This window comes from Rhodococcus sp. FH8 (assembly GCF_019266085.1).
In the GTDB taxonomy this organism is placed as follows: Bacteria; Actinomycetota; Actinomycetes; order Mycobacteriales; family Mycobacteriaceae; genus Rhodococcus_F; species Rhodococcus_F qingshengii.
On record NZ_LPNQ01000041.1, the window covers coordinates 1 to 10,924 of the forward strand.

Below are 10,924 nucleotides of genomic sequence, written 5' to 3' on the forward strand. Positions count from 1 at the left end.
AGTAACCTCCTCGCGCCACGTGCCGCAGCAATGTCGACGGTCTGACAGCGCCGCGCTATGAAGTGCTTTTGACGTCTAATAATGTTGTGACACTATAGAATTCCTTGTTTCCGTAGTGCACGAATCGCGGCAGGTAGAGCAGGATCACGCAGAATATTCAGGACACCGTGCCTGTGCGCGTCCTCGCCGGTGGTGGCGGCTTTCTCTTGCAGTGCCTCGGTCGGTATGGCCATCAGGTTCGAGGCGGCGACGTCGTCGATGAGGGCGGCGACGAACCCCGCTCCGTCGCCGAGGGGGGCGCCGTAGAGGTGCGCGAATGGGCGCAGTTCGGACTCCAGTTGTTCTCGCGAGACCTGGTCGGTGCGCAGTGCATCCCACACCACTCCCGCGAGGTGTCCACCGTCTGTGCGAGAGGAAGCGAGGTCAACGATCGTCCTTGCTGTCGTCGTGACCGGCAGGCCGTCGAGTAGGGACCAGTCCGTAGGGTCCAGCGCGGCGACGTGGAAACGGACTCCGTCGCTGCGTGTATTGCGCCGCCGCGGGACGGTGAATTCTGCAATGTCGGCATCGATGTCACCGAGTTCTCTCAAGTCGGCGGCCGTTCGATGAGAGGCGACCCCGCGGGGATCGGCACTGTTGATGCGCTCTGCTGCCGAGCGTGTCGGGTCGAGTGCAAGCCATTGGGCGCGTACGTGATCGGTGAGGTGAATCGGCGTCCCTGTCAGCCGGTACACGCCATGCCTGATGCGGGTGAGGATGAATCGGTCTGCCAGCCGCTTGAGGTGTTGCGCACTTACGCCGGACTCGGCGGCTTGGGCTGAGGTGAACATGCCCCACTGTTCTTGGGCGAGGTCTGCCAGTGCCAGGAGCCGATCATCACCTTTCATGCATCAATAATATCGCTCTAAGTGTAATTTTTGACGACCTATCATTGAGTTTTGGTGACAGTTGCTGCACGTGTGGCCGATAGTCGAACGCAAAAAACGCGGCAGGACGTATCGACGCCTCGCGTCCGTCACGTGCGACACCCAGGTTCCGAAAATAGTTTGCCCACGCGTGTCACACAGGACGCCTCCACCGGATCTTCCTACTCGTAGAAGCCCAATTCCGGCGACACGAGGAGATCGGTCATGTTCGACAGTCAGTCAGAACCCCAGCGGACCACCCCGAATACGGCGAACTCAGCAGGACTCTCTGACGCGGATCAAATGTCCCTGCTGATGGCAGCCCCACTGATCTTCGGTGTCGTCGTCGGAGCCCTTCCTTCCATGTCGGCCAGGGCCACAGCCTGGCTCCTCGAACACAACATGATCATCGCCGCATCGGAATCGCCCTTGCTGGCCCTTCCAGGCGCGGAAGGTGCTGGCCTCGATATTCGCCGGCTCATCGTCGTTGTCGCAGTCCTTGCGGTAGCGATCGCTCTGGCGATCAGCGGACTACGCCAGGCAGTGGATCGTCGACGGCAGCAGCGGCTGCGAATGGGCGATCAGGTGAAATAGCAAATGCGGCACAATATTTCGGTAAGAGTGGCGACCTTCGAAGTAATTTTCGAAGCGTGTGCGGCACTACGCCGGGGTTCCTGGCGGTCTGTTCTTCGCATTTGCATACGCACGTTCAAATCCCGCTCTTGTGGTGTTCAGCGACTGAATCAGTGCATCGATACGCGTCGGTTCGAGGGCGGCCAGACGCACTTCGGCACGCTCCAGAGCGCCGATTGCTGTGGTGCTGATACCGGTGGCTTTGCCCAGTTGAGGCTGCGTGATTCCCGCGATGTTCCGAAGGTCGGCAAGCGTCCGATCTTTCTCGGGGATGGGGATCAGGGTTTCCATGGGCACTTCCAGTGCTGCGGCGACGCGAGCGAGAGTGTCGACCTGCGGTGTTCCTCGCCCGGCTTCCCAGTTGCCGAGTGCGCTGAGGCTGACCGATGCAATCCGCGCGAGATCGCTCCGGGTGAGCTTGCGGAGCGTCCTTGCTCGGATCAACGCGGCTGGGTCGAAACCTTTGAGAATTCGTCGCGTCACGGTCGTCATGGAATCAGCATAGTTGCATACCGTCACAGCATGCGGGCATACTGTGGCAAGATAAACGAACATTGCCTGATTGCTCGCGTGCTACCAGCGAATTTCCGAAGCGCACCACGGTTCCCACGAACCAGCGGTCTGACCAGCCGCCAGACGGAAAAGAGTCTTCGATGACCACCAGCACCGCCGCACCACAGCGCACGTCCGAAATTCCCAGCAGCCGACGCGACTGCCGCTCCCCTGCACGCCAAGCGTCGGTAGCTAGACTGAAAACAGCCGGAATCCCCGCCCGGTCTACTACACCCAGTCGCGACGACGGGTGGTTCCAGACATCGCGACAATCGGGTTCAGGGGGACGTGACGGGCAGGCTTGGACACCTGCCCGTCACGTCGATACATCAGTCGACCTCGCAAACGTTCGCTACCACCTCAATGCTCTGATGTGCGCGGGAATGACAACCGAGCTGATCGCTCAACTCGCAACACTGCCCATCGCAACCATCCGGGCGTTGCGCAAGACGTCCACGACGTCAGCACCCCAACGTGTCGTCGACGCCGTACTTTCCATCACCTTCCACCCCAGCCGCGGCCGCGATCTCACCCCCGCAGTGGGAGCGCACCGGCGCCTACGCGCACTCAATGCAATGGGCTATGGAGACGAACTCTTGGCAGCGCGTCTCGGCGTCGACATCAACGTCGTCACCGGGATGCCGACCAAGAGCCTCATCCCAAGTGGCCTATGGAAGGCGATCGACAGCATCTACGACGAGCTGTCCATGCGCCCGGGCCCGGACGCCGAAATTCGTGAACAATCCCGCGCCGCCGGCGTCGTACCGCCACTCGGATGGGATGACGACGAAATCGACAACCCCAAGGCACGGAGTCAGGAACGAGTTCAACCACGCCAGGGAGCGGGAGCTGTTCCCGTTGACGAGGCAGTCGTGATTCGCCGGCTCGGTGGAGAACAGATGCCACTGCGCTTCTGCGAGCGACGCGAGATCGTGCGCATTGCGTTCGAGAAAGGTTGGTCTCCTGCCGAGCTCGCTGCAACGCTTTCCATCAAATATGACTCGGCAGTCACCGAATTGAGCCGCTACCGGCGCGCACTGGCGCGCGATGCAGCTGCCGACAGCGATTCATCGACAGAAGAGAGTGGCCCGCAGGAAACGACCGCTGAAGTCCTCGCTGTTCGTGACGAATCTGACGAACTGCCTCCTGTCGAGGCCCACTCGGGCCAGCAGCTGGAGCCGATCTTGCTCGACGAAGAATCGCCGGAAGAGGCGACATCGAGCGCTCGCGCGACGGTCGTGCTCGACGTGAGGAACGGCCGAGTTCTGTTGCCTGATTCTCTGTCAGGGCATAAGAATGGAGCGACACCGATCCGGCCTGCGTGCCATCTGCCGCGCACTCTGAGTAAGCGGCGCCCCGGAGTAGGAACTGGTGGTCGAATCATTCGCCATCAACCCACTCGAGACATGTTGCGCCCCAATATTACTGGTCGATTGTTCGGAGTTGATCAACATTTCAACGATGCAAAGCAGTGCTCGCAGTCGCTGTCGCCTTCGCCCGCACAGGCATCGCGGCTGCGCGGTCGACCCCTTTCAGGGACCGGCACGAAGGAATTCGTTCACGGCCACGCTGGCGGTCCGCCGCAGCGAAAGGCGGACGGAGGGAATCAACCGCAGGGATACGTGCGCCCGATCGACATCGCTGATAGCGGCTGAAGCGATTCTCGGCAATATTTCCGTTGAAGACTGAAAAGCATGCCAGGACAGTGCATTACGAATAGATCGTTCCTTACATATACAGGTATCTCCGGTCTCGACCTGAGAGCCCAGACGGGACCTTGCTCATGAACACGACATTCGCCTCCGCACTCAACACCATGACACCCGGCGACGCCGTGATGTGTCTTGCTGCCGGAACAGTCGAGCTCGCTCTCGATGACGCACCGGAATCGATGCGCTGGCAATGGTTCGCGGACCTCCTCGACTCGCAGTGGGGGCTGACCGGCAGACTCGGCCCGATCCTGACCGAGCAGATCATCTCCGAACTGGAGCAGGTTGCCCGCATGTGCCGCGCCTCCGCTCAGCATCCGTTAGACCCCCAGGGTTGGATATCGGCATACCAATCCACTGCAGTGCTGGTAGAAGACCCGGCGGTGGTCTCAGCGGACGCGCTGCACCTCGCACTTTCTGCCGTCAACGACATCGCGCTGGAAGCGACGGACACTTCGCACCCCGATTTCTCTGTCGCCGTCACGCTGGCATTCGAGGCACTGACATCGGCAGTGGACGTCGACCGCGAGGTGTCCAAAAGTTGGATTTTGACTGCAATCGGAGAATGGGTTACGAGGACAGAGTCAGCTCAGGCGGGCCTCCGATCGGCACAATCGTGCACCAATGCTGACAATAGGCAGATTGCCAACGCCTCCGTTGTTTCTGCAGGATGCAGCGAGAAGCCACTGCTGAAAGTGAGAGGGAATGCGTGAAACCATCGTCCAATCAGAGCCGTTGAGTCCAGGTCATATTCATTCGCCCAGCCCGTCCGACGTCGGGCGCGCGGGCAAAGGAAAGCTACGGCAAAAACGGTCGGAGATTACTCGCGAGAAAATCGTCGACGCTGCTGCCCGCCAATTCGATGCTTGCGGATTCGCCGCGGCAAGCATCAACGCCATCATTGAAAACGGGAACGTCACCAAAGGTGCACTATACTTTCACTTTCCCTCCAAAGAAGAACTGGCACAACAGGTTATCGAACGATGGTCCGCTATGGTGGATGAGGAGTATGCGGCTCTCGGAGAACCTGGCGATGGTTCCCCCTGCCGCCAGTTGGTGCGGTTCTGCAGCGAGGTGGCGCACCGCATCGATGCCGACCCTGGTCTGCGTGCTGGGTTGCTTCTCACTGTAGAACCCTCCCTCGCTGAGGGGAAGAGCGCATACCGGAAGTGGCGTAACAGTATTGATGAATTGGTTGTCCGCTCCATCGAGGCTGGCGAGATAAGGGCCGGCGGCGCAAGCCACCGATTGTCCGATCAGGTGTGCGCGACGTTCATCGGCGGCGCCCAAATCCAGTCGATTGACGTCAGCTCCCCGAATTTGCAAACACGGGTAGCGGACGTGTTTGAAGGACTGCCCGGCAACCCGGACTAGCCGAACTGCATCACCTACGAAAGACGTTCCAATGCAACGTATTTCTAGGGTACGCATCAGGAACTCAAGGAACTGTCGTATCCACGTTCGCACATGAGCAGGATCGAATCCGCGGTCACAATCCGCCTTGCGGAACACCAGGAAGCGTCAGGTATTGAAATGGCACATTCGGACTCGTCAGCATCGTTCCACGACAGGGAAGTCCAAGATCTCGGCTTCGTCGGCCCCGATCGCTACGATTTGGTGCGCATTCTCAGCGGCGGAGGCCCTTCAAGCGATCGCGATTCCTACTTACTCGAGGAATACGAGCGCCGCGACGCTTTAGCCCAGAAGTGGTATTACGAAGATAAGGCTGCGGGCATGAGACGCAATCTCACGGCTCTCGTCGTCCTCGGAGCCTTCCTGATCGTGGCGTCGTTCCTGCTTCCCTATCTCTTCTAAACAGCCGCCCCGCACCCGTGGTGCACGAGGTCATTCAAGGTACAGCCCGTCTCTCGCTGGTCGGGTTCCCCATCGGGACGCCGCACCGGGCCGGTCGCATGAGGCGGGCGTGTCCCTTTCAGTTCGCTCAGCGTCCTCGCCCTCGGCCACTGGTGGCGAAGGAATGCGTCACCCCTAGTATCAGGTTCGTGCCGAACGTGAGAACGCCCGACGCCGATATTTATTACACCGACAGTGGGGGAGCGGGTCCCGTTCTGCTGCTCGGTCATGGATTCTTCATGGATTCGTCGATGTTCGCCCCGCAGATCGATGCCCTCGCAGGCAAGGTCAGGGTGGTGGCCTGGGACTCTCGCAGGCACGGCCGTACAACCGATCCCGGTGCCGCATTCACGTACTGGGATTTGGCTCGCGACTCCCTCGCGGTCCTCGACGACCTCGGAGTCGAGACAGCAATCGTCGGCGGAATGTCGCAGGGCGGCTACACCGCGCTGCGGACTGCTTTGCTTGCTCCGGAGAGAGTCCAAGCGCTGCTGCTGCTCGATACCGAAGCATCTGCCTGCACCGATGACGAAAAGGCTGGATACAGGGCCATGTTCGATCAGTGGTGCAGCGATGCGCCGATCGAACCGCTTGTCGAAGCTCTGGCGCCGCAATTGATCGGTGGAGACTCACGAGAGTCGTGGGCGCCGTGGATCGAGAAGTGGACGTCGAGCGATCGTCGAGCGATTCGGCCGGCCGCGGAGTGCTTGATCGAACGCGACGATGTCGTCGACCGGCTGAGTGCCATCGCGGTGCCGGCCTTGATTGTCCGCGGTGAACACGACATGTCCGCGCCTGCGGCCAAAGCGAAACAGTTGTACGACCATTTGCCGCTCGCAGTTCCAGTCCTCACCATTCCCGGCGCAGGTCACGCGGCCAATTGGACTCACCCGCAGCCCGTGAACGAGACCATCGCAGCTTTCGTGACGATGGTCGAAACCGGCTGGCTGTAGAGGTTCGAGCAGCTATTGCGTTCCTGGGATTCGTACCCCTAAGTACATCTGGACGGGGTAGTCGCCGCGCATTTCCGTGTGTACTTGGACGTGAACGCGGTATTCCTCGCCGGTGTCGGCATCGCGCAGGTGCATGAATGGCTGATGCCGGCCGAATCGGACGTCCTCTTTGTCCCACAGGCGCCGAAAGGCGGGGAACTGGCTCAGTTCTTGCAGGGTTTCGATTGCCCATTCAGGGTTGTAATAGCGTCCCATCAACGCGCGGAACCAGTTCACCGTCAAGGCTGTCTCGGCTTCCCACTCCGCCATGACGTGCTTGGACTGTGGTGTGGAGAAGAGCCAGCGCAAAACATTGCCGTCGTCGAGAAGTCCTGGAAAGGCGCGATCGTAGGCAGCGTTGCATTCGATGACATTCCATCGCTCGTCCAGGTAGGCCACCAAATGTGGATTGAGCGCTGTGATCACCGTGCGCATCTCGGGTGTGACGAGTGATCGGTACTGGTCGATCGTCCACGGGGTGGTCGATGTTTCCCGTTCGGTTTGAGTGCGGCGAGCAAGGTTGTACAGGTGTCGGCGCTGGGCCGGATCGAGGCTGAGTACTCGGGAAACGTCTTCGAGGAATTTGACCGAAGGATGCGCAGATTCGTTACGTTCGACCTGCGTGATATGGCTCACGCTCCAGTACAGTTTCGCGGCAAATTCAGTCCTGGTCAGACCGCCCGGCTGCTGCGGCGTGGATCTGGTGCGCAACGCGCGAAGGTAATCGCCCAGGTTGGGCGGGCGGACGTTGTCCATGCATGACCTTTCGCGGGCATCTGTAACGGGACAAATACTCATCAGTAACGTGCGGCGAAAAGTCAATACTCGCAGGTAACACTCTTTAGTGGTACCGGCAACCCTCGTATCGGCCACACAAACCTGCTGTCCTGTTTCACAGAAGACTCTCAGCTGCGTGGCAGGCAGGAGAGTGAAACAGCAGGGAGAACGAGCTGGCACCGGGGCGGGGAGAACCTCGGAGTTTGCTCCAGAGGGGGATAGCCATGCCACGTGTACGGCGAGACTCAGGCAGGCGTTCCAGGCGGGCGATGCTTGGCCTTCAGATACGCGCGTTTCACCTGCGCCTCAGAAATCCCCAACGCTGCGGTCAATGCGGCCGCGATTTTGTCGGTGAGGGCGATCTCACCGCGTTCGATGCGCGTGATCGTCGTGGTCGTCAGCCCGCACACTTTGCCGAGCTGGGGTTGGGTAAGTCCGACCAAGCACCGATAGTCGCTCAGATAACGCTGCTCAGGATCCGTGACGACGACATCGCCGATCTCGATGTTCAACACTTTCGCAGCCCTGGCCAGGAAATCGATCTGAGGAGACGTGGCTCCGATCTCCCAATTGTGGATGGTCGCGGCCGTCGTGTCAGCCAGGCGGGCGAGATCGCCACGAGACATGCCAGCTGCCTTGCGAGCAACTGCGAATGCTTTTTTATCGAAGCCGCGCAGGACGTTGCGGCTCATCGGGTTGGTCCGTCCATCGCTAGACACCATGCCGCAACCCTTCTAATATGCCACCCAGATTGGCTTTTAGATTTGTCACCAAGATTGACAATAATTGTGGCGAACCTACGGCCACCGAAAAGCCGCAGCAAACCGTTCCGCAGCGCAGTTGACGCCAGCCAGTCCAGGTCCCGTCCTACTGTCCCCGTACGACCTGCCCACCTCGTCCACTCGTCCACTGTGAAGGACCACCACACATGGCATCCCTACTGACCAAAAAGATCGATTCCATCCGCTCGTCCGGTGACAAACCACCAGCACATAACGGCGCAGACCCGGATGGCCCACCTGATCTGACTACCCGTGCGCGTGTTCGTCGACGCCCGATCTACTTGGCCGTGGGCATTGCCCTTGTCGTCGTCGCTGTGATCGGGATGCTCGCCGCTGTGAGTGCTATGCGCGCCACCACGGATGTCCTCGTGCTCGCCCGCGACGTCCAACAGGGTCAAGTCATCGAGTCGAAGGACCTCACGGTGAAGACCGTCAACGTCGACGCGGACCTGGGTGCGCTCTCAGCAGGTGAACGCGGCCGTGTCATCGGCATGAGCGCCGGCACGCGTCTGCCGGCCGGATCCGTATTGATGCCTGCAGCTGTCACCGACCAGGTAGTACCCGGGGAAGGCCTGACGATGGTCGGCATCACCGTGGGATACCCACACCTACCGTCGGAAGCGATTGTCCCCGGAGACATGATCCGCGTCGTAGACACACCCCGCGAGGGCGACGATCCGCCCGTCACAGGACCCGTCAACACGAAGGCGCAGGTCTACTCGATGACCGTTATCGCGGAAGCGGGCGAAACCACTCTCAATCTGCTGGTCCCGGAAGCTGAAGCGAATTGGGTCGCGGCGCGTGCCGCGACGAAGCGCGTGTCCATCGTCCTCGACAACCGAGTGCGGTGACTATCGATGTATCTCGCACTCATCTCTGCATCCGGGGCGCCAGGGGTCTCCACGACAGCATTAGCTCTGGCCTTGAATTCACCGAGTAGCAACACGCTCTTGGTTGAAGCTGACCCCATCGGCTCCTCGCCGGTGCTCGCCGGATACCTGCTCGGAGGCCGCTACCACGACAAATCGTTGATCAACCTCGTCGACGCCAACCGTCACGGACGCCTCAAATCAGCGCTGGCCGCCGAGGTGATCACCTTCCCCGACACCACGGTCTCGGTTCTCCCCGGCCTTCTACATTCCGCTCAAGTCGACGCAATGCGCGCCGTCTGGAGCCCACTCGGAATCCACCTCGCAGGACTCGGGGTCGACGATGCCAACGTCATCGTGGACGCCGGCCGGATCGGACAACACGGCTCACCGGTGGAAATGATCGTCAATGCCACGACTATTGCCATCGTCACCCGCACTACTCGTCCGGCACTGGCAGCACTGCGAGCGTCGATCAACGGATTGCGTCAACAACTGTCCGCTACACAGTCCACGGCAAGCCTCGGACTGATCCTCATCGGCGAATCCCCGTACAACGCAGACGAAGTAGCCAAGGTCGCGGGACTCGATGTCATCGCGGTCATCCCGGATTCGAAGGACGCGCGGGTTTTCTCCGACGGTGAGGTGTTGACCAAGTGGCGCCGCCGTCGGTCGCTGTATCTGCGTGCACTGCACCGAACGACCTGGCCGAAGATCGAAAAATTCGCGGCCACCCACCAGGCCGACTGGAAGTCCAGCCTCGCCATGACAGGAGACCGACGATGACGACAGACGAGACAGCGCAGACTACGCACAAGAACATCACCGATCTCCCGTTCTTCTCCTCGACGCTTCCAATCGCCGATCAGCCCCAGACTGCCCCCGAACCAGTGGTGCCGGTGCCGGCAGAGACCGCTGATTTCTTCCGCACCAACAACCTTCACGACCTACCGCCAGCGCCGCGGCACAATGCCCCTGGTGAGGTCGTACAGTCGCAGCGGAGTGCGGCCCCGAAGATCCCAGTCGACCGAAAACTCGTCCGCACCCTGCAGCGAGAAGCGGCCGAGCTGCTGCGCGAACACCGCACCAAGCGTGACCGAGAGCTCAACGATCCGAAGAACACGAAAATCGTCGCTCCCTTCACCGCAGACGAAGAACGCGAATACGGGCGAGAAACAATCACCCGGCTGGTGAAAAACCACGTCCAACAAACGATCCGGTCCGGAGGCGAAACCTTCGATCTCAACCAGGAACACGCCCTCATCAAGGCGATCTTCGACGCACAGTTCCGCCTCGGACCCCTGCAAGACCTCGTCGAAGAACCCGACATAACAGATATCTACCTCAACGGCGACGCCGTGTACGTCAAATACCCCGACGGACACTACGAATCCAGAGACTCCGTCGTCGACAGCAGCGACGAACTCCTCGAATGGATGAGTCTGCTCGCATCCAGAGCCGACAACGGCGGCAGGCCCTTCTCCAGGATCAATCCCTCCCTCCGGCTCAACATGCAAGGCAACCACCGACTTTCGGTCCTCGGATACACCACCATCCGGCCCTCTGTCGCAATCCGCATCCACCGCCTGACCAACATCACCCTCGAACAACTCTCACTCGACCACCTCATGATGCCCCCAGAACTTGCACACATGCTCGGGTGCGCCATCCGAGGAAGAGCATCGACCGGAGTCGGCGGCGGAATGGGCTACGGCAAAACGACATTCGCCCGCGCCCTGGCCAACGCACTCCCCATCCAGACACGAATCGGAGTCGCCGAAACCGAACGAGAACTCTTCCTCGACGAACTCCCAGGCCGTCGAGACTTCATCGTCGATGCAGAAATGATCA

Annotated in this window: 12 protein-coding genes and 1 pseudogene; 9 read left to right on the forward strand and 4 right to left on the reverse strand. The window is 60.4% G+C overall.

The window, feature by feature from the left end:
- Positions 1-92: 92 nt before the first annotated feature.
- Entirely contained in the window at positions 93-887 is a 795-nt protein-coding gene (locus ATN38_RS00530) for a type IV toxin-antitoxin system AbiEi family antitoxin domain-containing protein (protein ID WP_003944244.1), read from the reverse strand.
- Positions 888-1,220: 333 nt separating this feature from the next.
- Here ATN38_RS00530 and ATN38_RS00535 point away from each other — a divergent pair, with 333 nt between their 5' ends.
- Positions 1,221-1,499, forward strand: a complete 279-nt coding sequence (locus tag ATN38_RS00535; RefSeq protein ID WP_232509007.1) for a hypothetical protein — start codon at positions 1,221-1,223, stop codon at positions 1,497-1,499.
- A gap of 66 nt (positions 1,500-1,565) precedes the next feature.
- On the opposite strand, the gene ATN38_RS00540 is transcribed toward ATN38_RS00535, so the two are convergent.
- Positions 1,566-2,030, reverse strand: a complete 465-nt coding sequence (locus tag ATN38_RS00540; RefSeq protein WP_003944268.1) for a helix-turn-helix transcriptional regulator — start codon at positions 2,028-2,030, stop codon at positions 1,566-1,568.
- 443 nt (positions 2,031-2,473) lie between these two features.
- On the opposite strand from ATN38_RS00540, the gene ATN38_RS00545 reads away from it, so the two are divergent.
- From ATN38_RS00545 to ATN38_RS00565, 5 genes are all read left to right on the forward strand, one after another.
- The gene (locus ATN38_RS00545; protein WP_232509006.1) at positions 2,474-3,745 is read left to right on the forward strand and encodes a hypothetical protein; all 1,272 of its coding nucleotides are present in this window, start codon (positions 2,474-2,476) and stop codon (positions 3,743-3,745) included.
- A 128-nt stretch (positions 3,746-3,873) separates the two neighbouring features.
- Entirely contained in the window at positions 3,874-4,512 is a 639-nt protein-coding gene (locus ATN38_RS00550; RefSeq protein ID WP_003944274.1) for a hypothetical protein, read from the forward strand.
- Entirely contained in the window at positions 4,505-5,173 is a 669-nt protein-coding gene (locus tag ATN38_RS00555; RefSeq protein ID WP_050794059.1) for a TetR/AcrR family transcriptional regulator, read from the forward strand. Before ATN38_RS00550 ends, ATN38_RS00555 begins: the two co-directional genes overlap by 8 nt.
- 93 nt (positions 5,174-5,266) lie before the next feature.
- Positions 5,267-5,614, forward strand: coding sequence for a hypothetical protein (locus ATN38_RS00560; RefSeq protein ID WP_037131408.1), 348 nt, complete (start codon positions 5,267-5,269; stop codon positions 5,612-5,614).
- 188 nt (positions 5,615-5,802) lie between these two features.
- Positions 5,803-6,606 (forward strand): alpha/beta fold hydrolase, encoded by an 804-nt coding sequence (locus ATN38_RS00565; RefSeq protein ID WP_209922976.1) that lies wholly within the window; start codon positions 5,803-5,805, stop codon positions 6,604-6,606.
- 12 nt (positions 6,607-6,618) lie between these two features.
- On the opposite strand, the gene ATN38_RS00570 is transcribed toward ATN38_RS00565, so the two are convergent.
- Together ATN38_RS00570 and ATN38_RS00575 are read right to left on the reverse strand one after the other, a co-directional pair.
- The gene (locus ATN38_RS00570) at positions 6,619-7,401 is read right to left on the reverse strand and encodes a helix-turn-helix domain-containing protein (protein ID WP_003944262.1); all 783 of its coding nucleotides are present in this window, start codon (positions 7,399-7,401) and stop codon (positions 6,619-6,621) included.
- 266 nt (positions 7,402-7,667) lie between these two features.
- On the reverse strand, positions 7,668-8,114 hold the full coding sequence (locus tag ATN38_RS00575; RefSeq protein WP_003944235.1) for a helix-turn-helix transcriptional regulator: 447 nt from the start codon (positions 8,112-8,114) through the stop codon (positions 7,668-7,670).
- 236 nt (positions 8,115-8,350) lie between these two features.
- Here ATN38_RS00575 and ATN38_RS00580 point away from each other — a divergent pair, with 236 nt between their 5' ends.
- From ATN38_RS00580 to ATN38_RS00590, 3 genes and pseudogenes are all read left to right on the forward strand, one after another.
- Positions 8,351-9,055, forward strand: coding sequence for an SAF domain-containing protein (locus ATN38_RS00580; RefSeq protein WP_003944215.1), 705 nt, complete (start codon positions 8,351-8,353; stop codon positions 9,053-9,055).
- A gap of 6 nt (positions 9,056-9,061) precedes the next feature.
- On the forward strand, positions 9,062-9,859 hold the full coding sequence (locus ATN38_RS00585) for a hypothetical protein (protein ID WP_003944225.1): 798 nt from the start codon (positions 9,062-9,064) through the stop codon (positions 9,857-9,859).
- A pseudogene (locus tag ATN38_RS00590) lies at positions 9,856-10,924 on the forward strand (Flp pilus assembly complex ATPase component TadA); the annotation flags it as partial. The gene ATN38_RS00585 and the pseudogene ATN38_RS00590, both read left to right, overlap by 4 nt.